At 63.0% G+C, this 15,333-nt stretch carries 11 protein-coding genes and 2 tRNA genes; 3 read left to right on the top strand and 10 right to left on the bottom strand.

What is annotated here, in order from left to right:
* The 5 genes from EN749_RS15545 to EN749_RS15525 all read right to left on the bottom strand — a co-directional run.
* On the bottom strand, nt 1-2,443 hold a 2,443-nt coding region (locus EN749_RS15545), incomplete at its 3' end, for a valine--tRNA ligase (RefSeq protein WP_128363460.1).
* Nucleotides 2,444-2,663: 220 nt separating this feature from the next.
* Nucleotides 2,664-3,488: a PopZ family protein gene (locus EN749_RS15540; RefSeq protein WP_128363459.1), complete on the bottom strand. Its 825-nt coding sequence runs from the start codon at nt 3,486-3,488 to the stop codon at nt 2,664-2,666.
* Nucleotides 3,489-3,693: 205 nt separating this feature from the next.
* Nucleotides 3,694-5,085: a TolC family outer membrane protein gene (locus EN749_RS15535; RefSeq protein ID WP_127322716.1), complete on the bottom strand. Its 1,392-nt coding sequence runs from the start codon at nt 5,083-5,085 to the stop codon at nt 3,694-3,696.
* A gap of 181 nt (nt 5,086-5,266) precedes the next feature.
* Entirely contained in the window at nt 5,267-5,935 is a 669-nt protein-coding gene (locus tag EN749_RS15530; protein ID WP_127267806.1) for a protein-L-isoaspartate O-methyltransferase, read from the bottom strand.
* Between the two features lie 90 nt (nt 5,936-6,025).
* Nucleotides 6,026-6,099: transfer RNA gene (locus EN749_RS15525), tRNA-Cys, on the bottom strand.
* A gap of 221 nt (nt 6,100-6,320) precedes the next feature.
* Here EN749_RS15525 and EN749_RS15520 point away from each other — a divergent pair.
* Complete coding sequence (locus EN749_RS15520; RefSeq protein WP_128289036.1) at nt 6,321-6,524, top strand: hypothetical protein; 204 nt, start codon at nt 6,321-6,323, stop codon at nt 6,522-6,524.
* 24 nt (nt 6,525-6,548) lie between these two features.
* On the opposite strand, the gene EN749_RS15515 is transcribed toward EN749_RS15520, so the two are convergent.
* Nucleotides 6,549-6,806 (bottom strand): hypothetical protein, encoded by a 258-nt coding sequence (locus EN749_RS15515; RefSeq protein ID WP_128363458.1) that lies wholly within the window; start codon nt 6,804-6,806, stop codon nt 6,549-6,551.
* Between the two features lie 213 nt (nt 6,807-7,019).
* On the opposite strand from EN749_RS15515, the gene EN749_RS15510 reads away from it, so the two are divergent.
* Nucleotides 7,020-7,094 (top strand) — tRNA-Asn (locus EN749_RS15510).
* Nucleotides 7,095-7,181: 87 nt separating this feature from the next.
* Nucleotides 7,182-8,537, top strand: a complete 1,356-nt coding sequence (locus EN749_RS15505) for a site-specific integrase (protein ID WP_128363457.1) — start codon at nt 7,182-7,184, stop codon at nt 8,535-8,537.
* Between the two features lie 175 nt (nt 8,538-8,712).
* Here EN749_RS15505 and EN749_RS15500 read toward each other — a convergent pair whose 3' ends face one another.
* From EN749_RS15500 to EN749_RS15490, 4 genes are all read right to left on the bottom strand, one after another.
* Nucleotides 8,713-12,483, bottom strand: a complete 3,771-nt coding sequence (locus EN749_RS15500; RefSeq protein WP_128363456.1) for a hypothetical protein — start codon at nt 12,481-12,483, stop codon at nt 8,713-8,715.
* Between the two features lie 577 nt (nt 12,484-13,060).
* Entirely contained in the window at nt 13,061-13,951 is an 891-nt protein-coding gene (locus EN749_RS15495) for a hypothetical protein (protein ID WP_128363455.1), read from the bottom strand.
* 62 nt (nt 13,952-14,013) lie between these two features.
* Nucleotides 14,014-14,154 (bottom strand): hypothetical protein, encoded by a 141-nt coding sequence (locus EN749_RS37705; RefSeq protein ID WP_189367535.1) that lies wholly within the window; start codon nt 14,152-14,154, stop codon nt 14,014-14,016.
* A gap of 677 nt (nt 14,155-14,831) precedes the next feature.
* Entirely contained in the window at nt 14,832-15,290 is a 459-nt protein-coding gene (locus EN749_RS15490) for a hypothetical protein (protein WP_128363454.1), read from the bottom strand.
* Nucleotides 15,291-15,333: the final 43 nt, after the last annotated feature.

Raw genomic sequence — 15,333 nt, 5'->3', positions numbered from 1 at the left:
CAAGTCGTTCGCGTGTCACAGCGTTGGCGCCGACCACGACGAGCGGTGCAATGGCTGCCGGCGGCACGTTCATCTCCGAGCGCACGGAGCGGATGCCGGAGACGAGATCGACCAGCCAATTGATGTCGGCTGCAGCCTCGGCGTCTTCGAAGTCCGGCGACGGCCACGCGGCGTGGCACAGCAGCGAGGGGCGTTGCTTGCCTTCGCCGGCGGTCTGCGCCCACAGTTCCTCGGTCATGAACGGCATCATCGGATGCAGCAGCTTGTAGATCTCGTCGAGCACGAAGGCGACGCAGGCACGGCTTTCGGCCTTGGCCGCCTCGTCGGTGCCCATGAACACCGGCTTCAGCAATTCCAGATACCAGTCGCAGAACAGGTTCCAGACGAAGCGGTAGGCGGCACCCGCCGCCTCGTTGAAGCGGTATGAGGTGATGCCGTCGGTGATCTCGCGCGCCGCGCGCGTCAGCTCGGTCAGGATCCAGCGGTTGACCGCCAGCCTGGCGTCGTTCAGCCAGAAATCGTCATTGCGCGCGACCTCGTTCATCTCGGCAAAACGCGTCGCGTTCCACAGCTTGGTGCCGAAATTGCGATAGCCGGCGATGCGCGCCGGATCGAGCTTCACGTCACGGCCTTGTGCCGCCATCACCGTCAGGGTGAAGCGCAGTGCATCCGCGCCATATTCGTCGATAAGGTCGAGCGGATCGATGACGTTGCCTTTCGACTTCGACATCTTCTGCCCGTTCTTGTCGCGCACCAGCGCATGGACATAGACGGTGTGGAATGGCTCCTCGTCCATGAAGTGCAGACCCATCATCATCATGCGGGCGACCCAGAAGAAGATAATGTCGAAGCCTGTCACCAGCACGTCGGTCTGGTAGTAGGTCTTCAGCTCGGGCGTCTCGTCGGGCCAACCCAGCGTCGAAAACGGCCACAGCGCCGATGAGAACCAGGTGTCCAGCACATCCTCGTCGCGGGTCAGGATCTCGCCCGGCTTGAAGTTCTCCAGCTTGTCCTCGACCCAGGCCTTCCACGGTCCTTCCAGCGCCAGATAGAATTCGATCGCGGCGCTCAGCGCCTCTTCCTCGGTCTTCTCGACGAAGACGCGCCCGTCCGGCCCGTACCAGGCCGGGATCTGATGACCCCACCACAGCTGGCGCGAGATGCACCAGGGCTGGATGTTCTCCATCCAGTCGAAATAGGTCTTCTCCCAGTTCTTCGGCACGAAGTTCGTGCGACCTTCGCGCACGGAAGCGATCGCCGGCTTGGCCAGTTCCGCCGCATTGGCATACCATTGCTCGGTCAGGAATGGCTCGATCGGCACGCCGCCGCGATCGCCATGCGGCACCGCGTGGCGATGCGGCTCTACCTTTTCGAGCAAGCCGCCCTCTTCCATCAGCTCGACGATCTTCTTGCGCGCGACGAAGCGATCGAGGCGGTCGAGTTCGTCCCAGACAAGCTGGCGCTCCGGCGTCACCTCGAGACCGGCAAGGAAATCCTCATTGTCCCTGAGGCTTACCGCCGCCTCCGTGGTCAGGATATTGATCGCCGGCAGCTTGTGGCGCTTGCCGACCTCGAAGTCGTTGAAGTCATGCGCCGGCGTGATCTTGACCGCGCCCGAACCCTTTTCCGGATCGGAATACTCGTCCGCCACCACGGGAATCCTGCGACCGACGATCGGCAGGACAATGTTCTTGCCGACCAGATGCCGGAAGCGCTCGTCGTCGGGGTGCACGGCGACGGCCGTATCGCCCAGCATCGTCTCTGGGCGCGTCGTTGCCACGGTGATGAAGGTTTTCGGATTTTCCGGGTCGAAGGTTTCGCCCTCGATGGGATAGCGGAAGTGCCAGAGATTGCCGTTGACCTCCTGCTGCTCGACCTCGAGATCGGAGATCGCGGTGAGCAGCTTGGGGTCCCAGTTCACAAGGCGCTTATCCTTGTAGATCAGCCCTTCCTTGTAGAGCGTGACGAACACTTCGAGCACGGCTTTGGACAGGCCTTCGTCCATGGTGAAGCGTTCGCGTGACCAGTCGGCCGAGGCGCCGAGCCGCTTCAGCTGGTTGAAGATGGCGCCGCCGGATTCGGCCTTCCACTCCCACACTTTCTCGATAAACTGCTCGCGGGTCAGGTCGCGGCGATGGATCTGCTTTTCCATCAGCTGGCGCTCGACCACCATCTGCGTGGCGATACCGGCATGGTCCATGCCCGGCTGCCACAGGACGTTCTTGCCGCGCATGCGCTCGAAGCGCACCAATATATCCTGCAGCGTGTTGTTGAGCGCGTGGCCCATATGCAGCGAGCCGGTAACGTTCGGCGGCGGGATGACGATCGTAAATGCTTCCGCCCCCTCCTCGGCGCCGGCACCGGCGCGAAACGCGTCGGCCTCTTCCCAGACTTTGGCGATCTTCGGCTCGACGGTTTTGGCGTCGTAGGTCTTTTCAAGCATGGGAAAATGGTCCGCGCTGTCGGGAGTTTTGCTGGTCCGGTGTAAATCGGAAGGTTTTGGCCAAGTCAACCGCAAGGGCTGTCTCGGACCCTCACAACCAGATAGGCGCGGCCCTGGTCATTTCAACGGAACGCGATCCGTCGTCCTGCCAACAAGCTGACCCCACCAAAAGAAACGGCGCCACGAAGGCGCCGTTTCCTCTAGCAATCGGCATGGGGAGCTACTGCGCCCCGCGCGCCACGCGCTCGATCTCCTCGCGCACCAGCCTTTCGACCAGTGTCGGCAGATTGTTGTCCAGCCAATCCTGCAGCATCGGCCGCAGCATCTCTTCGGCCATCTCGTCGAATGTCTTCTTGCTGCGGCTGGCAAACGCATCGGAAAGCTCGCCAAAGGCAGCCGCGACCTGACGGCCGGTATGCTCGGAAACGATCGCCGGACGCGGCGCGTCGCTGGCCGCCACCGGCCGCACCACGCTTGCATCCGGGCGAGACGGCTCGGGTTCGACGGCTACTTTCGCGGTCGGTTCGTCCCTTGGAGTCTCCACGGACGGCTGGGCAGCCGTCTTGCGTGCCTCGCTCCGGTCCGACACCGCCCTCGCCTGCTCACCGACCGCGGCGATCTCGCGACGCCAATCGGCGATGGAAGCGTCGGCGACAGGACGCGATCCCGGCGATTCAACCGTGATTGGCTCGGCGGCGACGCGGGCGCTAACTTCGGCAAGTGTCATCGATGGCTTTGCCAGGCTGGGATCGGGGCGCGCAGGCGTTTCCATGCGCGCGACCACCGGCTCGGCCGCCGGCAACTGTGCCTGGACTTCCGCCAGCGTCACCGGCTTCCTGCCTTCGGGGGCGGCATGCAGGTCGGCACGGAATGCTTCCACGTCGGGGGCCGCATAGGCGCTCGACGCGCGCTCCAGATCCTGGCTCAGCTCATCGGCGTCGCCCGGCTGCTTGCGGCCGCCGTCGCTGTCCTCGATGATCCGCCTGATGGAAGCCAGTATCTCTTCCATGGAAGGTTCGCGCTGTGCGCTGCTTGCCGTTGCCATCGTCACATCCGCCGCCTTTGTGACCCCTGTGGGTTTCCGCTCCGGCAGAGCCGGATCGAATCATGGCGACAGCGTAACCGACGGATCGCCGCACGAGAATCCCCAATCTGGGGACTTGTGGGATTTCAACAGATTAGCGCAATCTGAACCCGAGTGCGAAAGATCCTGCTCAAACGGGGAACACGGCCAGTCCTGGCCGAACGCCTCAGCGGCCGTCCGGCGTGCGCAGGCCGTACCACTTGTCCTTGACCGCGTTGTAATGCTCTTCAGGCTTGTACTTCGCTACCTGCAAGCCAAGGCGGTCGACGGACAGACGGCCGGTCGCCTGCAGGATGGCGTAGCTCGCCACCACCACATCATGTTCGTAACCGGCCTGGTTGATCTGGGCGGTGATGACCGTCGCCTGTGCGTTGAGGACGTCGAGCGTGGTGCGCTGGCCGACATTGCGTTCTTCGATGACACCGTTCAGTGCCAGCTTCGCGGCCTCAATCACTTGCCTGTTGGCCGTCAGCTGCTGCTGCGCGGCGGTATACTCGGTCCAGGCGGCGGTGACGGCCTGGCGCACCTGGTCGCGGCTGACGTCGACCTGGATGCGGGCCTGGCTGAGTGATTCCTTGTTCTGGCGCACGATCGCCGAGGTGCGGCCACCCGAATAGATCGGGATCGTCAGCGTTGCCCCGACACTGGCCGAATTGGTCGTGCCATCCTGCGAACCGACGCCTGGCAAAGGCGAGGTATTGCGATAGGCGCTCGAAACGCCGGCGGAAGCCGAGAGCTGCGGCAACAGCGCGCCTTCGGCCGACTTCACCGAAAACGCGGCGGCGTCGACCAGATGCTGCGTGGCAAGGATGGCCGGATGCTCGTTCGAGGCCACCCCGACGGCGGCGGCGAGGCTCGACGGCAACAGCTTTGCCACCGGCGAAGCGCCCTTGAGCTTGCCCGGCTCGTCGCCGACGATCTGGCGATAGAGCGCCGCACTTGCCAGCGCCTGCGCCCGGGCAGCACTCAGCGATGCCACCGCGGCGGCGCGTGAAGCGTCGGCCTGCGCGACATCGGTGCGCGTGCCTTCACCAACCTCGAAACGCGAACGCGCCGCGCGCGCCGTTTCGGTCAGGAACTGCAGGTTCTGCTCGGTCAGCACGGCGACCTGCCGGTCGCGAATCACGTTCATATAGGCCTGGGCCGCGCTGAACAGGATACCCTCTTCGGTGTTGCGCAGGCTTTCGACCGAAGCCCGAACCTGCGCTTCGGCGGCAGCGACATTGTTCCTGGTCTGAAAGCCGTCGAACAACGTCTGGTCGATCTGGACGCCAAAATTGCCGGTGGTCAGCCGCACGCTTGAATTGGTGCCGTTGAGATGGCTGCTCGAATAATCGATATTCGCCGAGCCGGTGACAACCGGACGGTAGCCCGACTTGGCGATGGCGACGCCCTCGTCGGTGACGCGAACGCCGGCGCGGGATGCATTCAGCGAAGAATTGTACTGGTAGGCCTTTGCAAGCGCGCCGGAGATGGTTTCGGCTGAAGCGGCCAGTGGGGACAGCATGGTCGCCGAAACGAGGACGGCGGTGAAAAGTGACTTGCGTAAAGACGGCACGGTTAAACCCTCATTCGTTTTCCATGGGAACCGCGCCGCGCCTGCTTCTCTCATAGATCAGCCGGCGCCGCGTGTTCGATGTTCCCTGCTGCTCACCCCAAAGTGCCCCCAGTTTGGCATCAGCAGCGATCGTTCAAATGCAAGCGACCATGACAAAGCCTCTGCTGCAAGGCCAAATCATTCAGAATTCGAAAGCACGAATGCGTTCAAACCCCGGTAGTGGCTTAATTGCCGCATTAAATGCCCGCCTTCCGGTTACAACCCCCCCGGCCTTGAAAAAGAGACGAGCCACGCCGGAATTGCCCTGCCCTTCGACGGCGACAAGGCGGCCGCCCTCGGCGAGCTGGTCCAGCAGCGTCACAGGGACTTCCGCGACGCTGCCGCCGACAAGGATGACGTCATAAGGCGCCTGGGCGGCATGCCCTTGCGGCAGCGCACCCTGGACGACGGTCACATTGCCGCAGCCCAGCGACGAAAGCGTCGATCTGGCGGTTTCCGCCAGCGCCGAATCACTCTCAAGCGCCACCACGGACCTGGCCAGCCGCGACAGGATGGCCGAGGCGTAGCCGGTTCCGCAACCGACATCGAGCGCCGAATCGGTCGGATTGATCTCGGCCAGTTGGATAAGCTTGGCCAACGGGGATGCTTCCATCAGGTAGCGTGCGCCGTCCGCGCCGGCGGCAATGCGGATGTCCTCGTCGATATAGGCGAGATCGCGCTGGGCGGCGCCGACAAACATCTCTCTTGGGATGACAAGCATTGCATCAAGCAGCGGCGCGCTGGTCACATCGGTGGTGCGGACCTGGCCGTCGACCATCTTGACGCGTAGTTCGGAGAAATCAGCGCTCATGTCCCAACCAATCCGCTTGCCGCGCCAGAACCGCGGTCCATTGTGTCAGGAACTTCAGGCCCCTGCGCTGCCGCGCGGGGGCCCGGGCATTGGAGGCCTCGCCCGGAATCGAACCGGGGTGCAAGGATTTGCAGTCCTCTGCGTAACCACTCCGCCACGAGGCCTCATTGCTCCCGGCGTTCCACCCGGTTCCAATAGGTTGCGGCGAAAATGCCGTCAAGCGGCCACCGTGCATTCCGAACGGTTTCCTCGCGTCAGTCCGGACGGCATCCGGCAAATCGTCGGACCGGGCCTGACCGCTCCATTAGCGGACAGTTAAGCATAGCCGCCCCGGAGAAGAAACTCATCGGCGGCCCGTGCGTTGGACAGGGCAGGAGGAAGAGCCATGCGCCGGACAATGGCCGCAAATACGAGTGCCTCGTCCGGCCTGTCCCTGCCACAATGCGGAGAGCTTCTGCACTGCGCCATCGACCGCCTGTCGATCGAAGGTGCGGACAGCCTGTCGCCGCACGACAGGGCAAGGCTTGCCTCGGCTGCGGCGATTCTCAAGCAGATCCGTGAGGCACTGGAAGAGCACGCCGCCAGCTGAACACCCACCTTGCGCTATCGGCGGTCAATCGGGCCGGCGACGCCGTTCCCACCAGACGACAAAGCGACGCCGGTGACGGCGAACCATGGCGAATTCATAGGACAGCACCAGCAGCCCGAGCGGAACCATCCAGAAGCCGAGGATCGGCAGGAAACCGAGGATACCGCCGATGGTCAGCAGGACGCCGATCGTGATTCTGAGCCCGCGCGAGCGCGGCATTTTGAACTCGCGCCCGAAAACGGAGATTTTCCGCGCCGGCATCTGGTTGTCTTGTGCTGTCATCGTCTCGAAAAATTGACCCGTTTGATTTTTCGCAAGCATGCTGGAACCAAAGCCGCCGCCGCGGTTTCGGTTCCATATCCCGCTAATATGAGGGCAACCGTCGACGATTGCGAGAAAGGCCTGCGCGAAAAAGCCTCGGAAAAATGTGAAAAGCTTCTTTGCAAAGCCGAAAAGGGCAGCTATAGGCTGCGCCACTCACATAAGAGCATCCGTTCCCCGGTAGCTCAGTGGTAGAGCAACCGGCTGTTAACCGGTTGGTCGCTGGTTCGAATCCGGCCCGGGGAGCCACTTTCCACACGAAAGTCCATATTTCTCAACGTTTTCAAGGCCAAGCCTTTCCCAGCGGTCCACATTCCGGTACACCGGAGGTCCACAATGGGGCTTGTATTGAAGAACGTACTCCAGACTAAAGCCGGCACTTGGCACTACCGTAGAAGGCTTCCCCGAGACGTAGCGCCGCTCCTTGGGCAGGGCGAGTTCAAGCGCCTTCTTGGGTCTACAGAGCGAGAGGCCCTGCGCAACTACCCAAAGGTCAACGGTGAGTTTGAGCGGCTGGTGGCCGAGACGCGGCGGCGTAGCGATGCGGGCCTGCCTGCGGAAACGGCCTTGGAAGTTCACAGGCTGGCAGAGCGCCGGGCGCAAGAACTAGCGGCCACATTTGTCCACATCGGGGGCCGTACGCTGCCCGGTAGCCACCCAGATGCCGCCGATGTGATCCGGGAAAGCTACCTATCGAGGTCCGAACGCGAGGAAGACCCAGTAGAGGGCCGCGCCGTGGCTATCCTGGCCGGCGGCGGGAAGCTGTCCCGCCCTGCCCCCACTATCGAGGATGCCAGAAAGCTCTATCTAAAGGAGAAGGTGAAGGAGGACCCGAAGAAGACGCTGGAGCTTGATCGCGTCTTCAAGCTGGTAAGCGAGGCCCTCCAGAGCGACCGAACCTTGGCGAGCCTCAAGCGCGAAGATGCCAAAGAGGTTCGCGACCATATGCGCGACGGGCGCAAGGCGTCGTCCGTGGACCGATACCTGAATGTTGTCCGCGCGGTCGTGAACCACGCAATTCGGGAATATGACCTAGCCGGCTTGGCTAACCCCTTCATGAACCTTGAGGCTGCCCCGAAAGACAAGGCGGAACCCGACAGGGACAAGCGCCGCCCCTTCGAGGCCGATGAATTGAAGGACACGACGGCCCGCATCCTGTTCCTCGCCAATCCCGCGCTCCAGCGGATTTGGCAGATGCTGGAGGGCACAGGGTGCCGTCTGGCAGAGGTCGCGGGTTTGCGGGTGTCGGACGTTCACCTAGACCATGCCATCCCCCACATAACGGTTGAGTGGCACGACGACAGGCGCATTAAGAACGCCGTTTCCCGGCGCGATGTGCCGTTAATCGGCGCTGCGCTGGACGCTGCCAAAGCAGCCGTGAAGGCGGCAGGCAATGCGGCGATGCTGTTCCCTGCCTACGGGCGACCCAATGGTGCATCCTCGGCTTCTGCTGCCCTTGGTAAGCACGTTCGGGCTGTCGTCACCGATCCCAAGGTAACCACGCATTCCCTTCGCCACCTTATGAAAGACAGGCTTCGGCTGGCGGGCGTCTCCAAGGCGGAGCAAGACATCGTGCTTGGTCACTCCTCGGGGAGCGAGGGGGAGAACTATGGTCGCGGGCAAGAAGCGATGCTGGAGGTAGCCCAGCGGGCGCTCAAGGCGGCTCTGGGGCTGACTGGTAATCGCCAATAGGCCCTCTTCTATGTCCCGTTGGGGCGTTTCAGTGGCTTCGCGGGTCCGGTTGGTAGAATGTATCGTCCGGACCTGAACGGCTCTCTACAGGCCGCACCGGGCATAGGAACTTTCGCATTACGCAATGCAACAGTCAGGGAACCCCGATCAAACGACCGGGGCTCCCGAAGGTGTCTTACCGCTGCGCCTTCTCCGGCAAGCCTTCAATCATGCGACCGAACAGCGCCGCGAACGGCAGGAAGTTGCCAAACGGGACGAAGGCATTCCAGCCTGCCCGCGCCTGTGCCTGCGTCATGTCCTCGCCGTTCAAGGCGGCCTTTGTGGCCCCTCTTACGAACGTCTGCGCCTTGCTCACTTGGTCGAGGACCGGAGCACCGAACAGGGCATCCTGTGGCGCACCACTCGCCCGAGCGGACCCGAACTGCGGGCCAATCGGGGTCATAAGCAAGGCACTATCCATCAGCATCGGGAGTACCGAAGCCGTGGCCGAACGAGCGAAGGCGTTCTTGGCGAGGTTCACCGGGTCCAAGGTCTCCTCGAAGTACCTGTCGTAACCCTCGTCCGTGGCAAGCTGCGGGGCCTGCCGTACTGCGAACGTGGCAGCTCCGAAGGCCAGCTCTCCGATCAACAGCACCGCCATCCGGGGGTCCATATGGTTGATGCTGTAGAGGGTGGACTTCGCCCAAGCCCCAAGCACGAAGCTGCGGAACTGGGTAAAGAGCTGTGCGACTGGGTGGCTCATCCACCGGGCAAGGCCGCCTACGTCGTTCGCCTGGACGAGACGGTCGGTGTAGCGGTTGATGAGGTAGGAGAACTCCGTCACGGCCTTCGGGTCCCACTTGTTCGACCCGAGGGACACGAGCTTGGCTCCGTCCCGCTCGGCGTGGGCCAAGAGGTTGCCGAAGATCAACTCGGCCTGCTTATCGCCGATGCCAGCGGTTGCCAGTCGTTCGCGACCCTTGCCGGCAAGCCGGGAAAGGTCGAAGCCTCCACCCTCCACAGCCGTCTCACGAGCCATATCCAAGAGGTGCTGTGACACGGCCTTGGCGGCCCACTTCTGCTGATAGTCGTGGATGCCACGCATGAGGGACACTTCAGCGGTCATTCGCTGGCCCCAGTCGAGCGCCACGTCCAGCCCGTTGGCGAGCTGCGAGGACGCTCCAGCACCTATCCGGTCGTCTGCAAAGCGGAAGTCGAACTTCCCGACCAAGCCGTCCATGCCGATGCCGGTCATATGCTCCAGTTCGGCGAGGAGAGCGTCACGCTTGGGGACCGAACGGCCGCTTTCGTCCACCATGCGACGGATTGCGGGGAGCTGCTGCATTGACGCGCGGAAGCCTGTCATGGCCGCCACCTTCCAACTTTCCTGTACCTGATTGAGGCCCATGTTGGACATCAGGCGAATGAACTGGAGCGTCTTGAAGCGGCGAACCCACTGGGCGTAAGCCTTCTCCTGTCCGTAAACAGGAATGCCGTTGATACGCTTCCATCCGAAGTCGAGGTTTTCGATGGCAGCTTCCATCTGGCCTTGCACTTGCGCGATAGGCTTGCCCATCTGGCGGAAGCCCTCACGGACCCAGTTCTTGACCTTCTCCAGATCGGCCTCCGAGCGGATGCCGTCGAAGATCAACTCGTCCGTCTTGGGCTCGCGTATCTTCGTATTGGCGAAGGCAACGCGGCCGGACATGGTGCGAGCGTAACGGTGGTCGAGGAACTCGGCGTCTTGGATAAACACGTCGTCCATCTTCAGGGGCATCGTTCCGCCGTCGCGGGTGCGGACGTTTGCCGCGTAGGCGTAGTCCATGACGGTCCGGCGCTTGAGGTAGCCGACACCCTTCGAGTTGTCCGGGGTCTTCCTCGCCTCGTCCACGACACCGGAGAACAGGTTGTAGACCTTCTCCAGTTCATCGTCCGACAGCCCCTCGGCCTCGTTCAGGGACCGCTTGAAGGCATCCTTGAAGCCCTGCTTATCGCCCAAGCCGAGAGCCCCGGCGATGTTGTCCTCAATGCCGTAGCCGGCCTTCCGGATATTGGCCCAATAGCCCTTCGACATGCGCTTGAGTAGGCCGTCCTCAATCTCCCCATGCGCTCGGCGGATGCTCTCCGCGATGAACTTATGCATGGTCTCCTCGTCAACCAGTCGGTCGATTTCCGAGATCCGATTGTGGTCTGCGACCTTCGGCGAGTAGAAGCCCTTTTGTTTCACCTGAAGGCCGGGGAAGGCTTGCTCCAGTTCGTCCGCCCAACCGTCATAGAACGCCTTGCGAGCGCCGGCCGCTTTCACGACAGCGGGGCTCACGTCGGGCGACGGGTGCGGATCGGTCATGTAGGCGTTGACGAGGTGGTTGAACTCGTCGGCCTTCCGAGCACGGGCAACCGGGTTCAGCATTGAGGAGCCCTCGGTCACGTACTCGCGCAAGGCGACCTGATAGACTGCGTTGCGGTTGCCCATCAGCTTCCGCTCCAGCGCCACGGCGCGGACCGAGGCCGGAGCGTCGAGGACGGAGTGGTTCTTGGTGCCGGCGCTCTCCTCGAAGAAAGCGAAGCCGGCGAGACGGGCGCGTGGGTTCTCACTGGTGGTGAGCTGTCCCGCCACGTCGAAGCGAGCCTTACCGCCGAAGCCCCTGTCCACCGCTGCGTCATCAATGCCCCAATCGTTCGGGTCGAAGGGCTTGATAAGTTCCGTGTTGCGAGCCGCACCGGCGGAGCCTGTGTGGTCGGCAAGCATCGGCGTCTCATGGGAGCCCGCCTGCGACAGCTTGCGTTGCTTGGCGGCCTCGATGGCGTCAAGGCCGGTCTTGGTCAGCATGTCGCGTTCAACGGTCGTGGCGACGTTGTGAGCCAGCGGCCCCGTGAGACCGCCCAACAGAGCCCCGACACCAAACGCGGTCACGGCATCGGCGCGGGGGTCGTCCAGACCGTACTTGGCCCCGAGTTCCAGAGCGGCGTTGGTCGTGCCGCCGACAGCAGCACCCAGCAACACCTTGCCGGCGAAGCCGAGGCTTGTCTTGCCCACGGAGACCAGCGGGCCGCCGACGAGCGTAGGGAGCAACACAGGGTCCAGAACGCCAGCGATCAAGCCGGACGTAAGGGAGCTTGCGGTGCCTACGGTGGTCCTGCGGGCATCGACCTCGGCCATCTCGGTCGCGTACTTCAGCCGGAGGTCCCGGTTGTACTTCGAGGAGCCTGTCAGCACGTAGTCATGATACCGCTCGGGGAGCGTATCGGTGATGTGCTTCCACTCGTCCTCGGTCCAGCCCTTGTCTTGGGGATCGTACGCGCCTTGCGTGGCCCATCGGTATATCCGGGCCGTGTAGCTGTCGGTCGCCATGTCGTCGCTCACCTGTTCAATGAACGAGCCGTAGGGCTTGGGACCAGCGGCGGCTTCGTCTGCCTTCTGCTGCGTGACTTCGACCAGCGTAGGGGCCGGAGGGGTGCGGCTGTTGTCGTAAATGCCGGTGTTGTTCTGCGGAGCGTCGTTCTCCGCGTAGGGATTGGCGACGGCCGGTGCATAGTCGCCCCCGAGCAGAGCCACGGCCTTGGCCCTGTGGGCATCCATCTGTTGCTCTACCTTGTCGCGGACGGTGCCTGGAGCGCCCCCTGCGGCCTCGTCCGACGCATCATAGCGCCCCGGTCCACCGGCATTGACGATTGAGTACATGTCGAGCAGGCGCATACCCGGCTTGAAGCCGTTGTCCACGAGGTAGTTTGCGGAGGAGCGGACGGCATCCTCGGCAGACATGCCCTTGTAGTAGCCGTACTTCTGGCGCTGGGGCTCGCCCATCTGAATGAGGCCGATATGCTGGCCCCATTTGGTCACGGGGCCTTTCTTCCAGAGGTCGAAGGTGCCGCCCGTTTCGTATGACATGACGGTGGCGAAGTCCTGCGGGTCAGCGCCGATCCGCTGACTTTCATTCTTGATGGCCTCGGCGAGGCTGGAACTCATGGTGTCTCCATTGTGGTGTGATGACGAAAAAAGGCCCCGGTGCATTGCTGCGCCGGAGCCCCTGTCGGTTGTTGTTCTGGTCTTGGTTTAGTTGAAGTCGGGATGGCTACCGCGCACGGCGGCATCCCACTGGTCTGCGTGGCTCGTCGCCGGCTCTTTGATCAATGAAGACCCCTGTGCATCCCTTGAGGGCGCAGCTTGCATAGCTTCGGCGGCGTTTACCTCCACGTTTGAACCGTGGGTAAAATGGTCGTGGGCGGGGAAGTGGAGGCGCTCGCTAGAGCCCGGTCGGGTCACGACCCAGCCTCCGTTTCCATCGCCAGCGATGCGGTAGAGGTGCGCCACGCGGCACCGGAGGACGTAAGCCTGCCACTCCTGTAGCGTTCGCCACCTCATGGGCTCACCTTCGCAGCCTTGCGCCTCGCCCTATAGGCCGCCGTATGTCGCCTATTGGCCTCTCGACAGGCTTCCCTATCGGCATCTCTGCGGGCCTGCTGCCCCGCCAACAGCCGATCACGGTTGGCGAGGTAGTGGCGACGACGGGCGGCCTTCCGGGCTTGAGGGTCGCGGTACGGCACTAGCCGACCCGGACGATGCCGGCGCGGACTGCCGAGCCGAAGGACATGGCTTGCTTGCCCGGAAGCTTGACCATCCACTCCCGGCGCTCCTCATTGAAGGACAGGGCCTTGCGCTCGGCTGCGGGCATGTCGGCGATGAGAGCCTCGAAGCCCTGCGGGTTCTGGTAGGGCATGGTTTCCATTCGGCCGAGAGCGGTCCTGCCAAGGTGGGCAAGCTTCTCCCGATCGTTGTGAATGGTTGCCATGCGGGCTTCCCGAAGCTCTGCGTCGTTCAGGGTCTCGGTGAGCATGTCGACCGAAGCGACCCCTGCGGGCAGACTGCGCAGCACGGCGTTAGCCTGGGCGGTGAAGCCTTCGATGATCGCCGCGCGGGCGTCCTCGGTCACACCTTGCGGGGTGCTGCCCTCATAGTCGCCGGTCTCGGCGGCCTGCCAGATGCCCGTCTCTACAGCGTCATTACCCAAGGCGTCCGCAAGCGTGTCCATCACCATTGCGGCGAGGTCCGTTGCGTCACCTCCAGTCGCTTCGAGCGTCTCGCCCTTCGACTGCTGTTCGTCGCCCTGATGGTTGCCTGCCGGGTTGGCGTTCGTGTTGTTCCCGGCAGGCCCATCAAAACCCGGAGGGAGGAGCCCTGCGGCTCGTGCAGCCTCGATAGAGGTCTCGACACCACCGATAAGGACGTTGCCGGGGCGGAGTTGTCGCTGGGTGTCCACGCTGCGGGGGCTGAGGTCTTTCGTGACCGTCCGGCCGTCGCCATGGGTGTCCACCTGGACCTTGCGGTTGGTCTGGACGGAAGGGGCGGCGGAGGGAGTGCTGCGGGCCTGTGCTGCGGTCGCGATGGTCTCGGCGGCCGTGTCCGAGCTAACGGTGAAGTCGGCATAGTTTGCCATAGGGGTGTGTCTCACTTTTCTGCTGATTGTGGTTGATGGAAAAACGGTTCGTGGAGAGGCGTTCAGTCGAGGATGATGCTTTCCTCGTCCGAGGTGCTCGAAGCCTCTGAAACGGCCTCACGCGACATGAACGGGACGTATGTCCTGCGTATTGCGACGCTCGTCTGCGTGTCGGCCCAGTCCTCGCCGGCCCATGTGGACAACTTGCGGTCTCGTTTGAAGATCGACATGCCATTGCGGACGACGTGCATTCGGGAGGACGGGTCGAACCCTTCGCGGATGAGAAGGCGGGCAAGTGGGCCTAACGGGTCCTTGGGGGATTTGCGGGTGTTGAAGTCTTGGACGTAGCCGTTGTGCCGAGCGCCGTATGAGCCGAACAATTCAACGGTAAGGGTCGCGGCGTTTCCGCCGTGAGTATGCGTGGAGATACCTTTGCTCCTTTTTGAGTGAATGGATGGTGGGGTGGAGGGGGCTGAACTTTTTCACTGCGTAGTGAAAAACTAGCGGGGGTTAGGCGCGGCTGTGGGCCGTCTTGTACGAAACTGGGGCCGCCACCTGTGGCCGCGTATGGACCGTCAGGTGGGCTCGGGCGAGAACCGCTCGGGAAGATGCGCCAGCGCGGCGTCAACCACCTCTTGCGTGATCCCTTGGTCTTTGACGTAGCCCGAGTGCATGAGCGGGATGACGAGCCGAGACATGTTGTGCCGGCAGGTGATGAGGGAGGCGACAGAGAACCATCGCCCATGTCCAGCTCCCCTTGCTCGGCGCTGCTGAAGGTTCCAGCCCCAGCCCTTCCGGTCTGTGATGACGCGGTAACGGGGGCCAATGGTAGCGACGACATCACGGTAGTCGTCCGACCACTCACACGTGTCTAGGAGGCTCATCGCGTCACGGTCTCCGGGTGGTGGTGGCGCTGTCGCTGTTGTGCCGCTAGGACGCTGTTCGGGGTCGCGATCTTTTTAAGACGGAGATTGGTGGACCGAAGGTCGAGGGGGTCGCCGCAGAGGTTTAGGACACGCTCTCCGGGCTGGGCACCCATGATCAGGCGGGACACCACAACCATGTCGCGGGAGTGTCCTACGCGGACGGAGAAGTGCATGTCGTTCGCCCGCTTGCCTTCCATAACGACGGCCCAAGCCATGTTGCGGACGTAGCCGGGGAGATTGTCGAAGGCCCGCTCCTCAACCTTGGCAAAGAGCATGCGACCCCGCTTGGGGTCGTTGATGGGGACGAGGACGACAGCCTCACTCACCAATCCTCGGCGGTAGGGCTTGAAGTGATCGTTCGGGATACGCTGGTAGGTCTTGGGGTGGCCCGGAGTGGGCTTTAGGGTTGTCATGGTGTTGCTGGGTCCAATCTACGGGATGCAAAAATATTAGGGG

It is taken from the genome of Mesorhizobium sp. M7A.F.Ca.ET.027.02.1.1 (genome assembly GCF_004022985.1).
GTDB lineage: Bacteria > Pseudomonadota > Alphaproteobacteria > Rhizobiales > Rhizobiaceae > Mesorhizobium.
The sequence above is the reverse complement of the archived record's forward strand: the minus strand, read 5'-3'. Positions and strand labels throughout refer to the sequence as shown.

Excerpts from the sequence above, each read along its gene's own strand:
- EN749_RS15515 (WP_128363458.1), bottom strand. The coding sequence starts at position 6,806 with ATGACAGCACAAGACAACCAGATGCCGGCGCGGAAAATCTCCGTTTTC.
- EN749_RS15530 (WP_127267806.1), bottom strand. The coding sequence starts at position 5,935 with ATGAGCGCTGATTTCTCCGAACTACGCGTCAAGATGGTCGACGGCCAG.
- EN749_RS15505 (WP_128363457.1), top strand. The coding sequence starts at position 7,182 with ATGGGGCTTGTATTGAAGAACGTACTCCAGACTAAAGCCGGCACTTGG.
- EN749_RS15540 (WP_128363459.1), bottom strand. The coding sequence starts at position 3,488 with ATGGCAACGGCAAGCAGCGCACAGCGCGAACCTTCCATGGAAGAGATA.
- EN749_RS15495 (WP_128363455.1), bottom strand. The coding sequence starts at position 13,951 with ATGGCAAACTATGCCGACTTCACCGTTAGCTCGGACACGGCCGCCGAG.
- EN749_RS15490 (WP_128363454.1), bottom strand. The coding sequence starts at position 15,290 with ATGACAACCCTAAAGCCCACTCCGGGCCACCCCAAGACCTACCAGCGT.
- EN749_RS15500 (WP_128363456.1), bottom strand. The coding sequence starts at position 12,483 with ATGAGTTCCAGCCTCGCCGAGGCCATCAAGAATGAAAGTCAGCGGATC.
- EN749_RS15520 (WP_128289036.1), top strand. The coding sequence starts at position 6,321 with ATGCGCCGGACAATGGCCGCAAATACGAGTGCCTCGTCCGGCCTGTCC.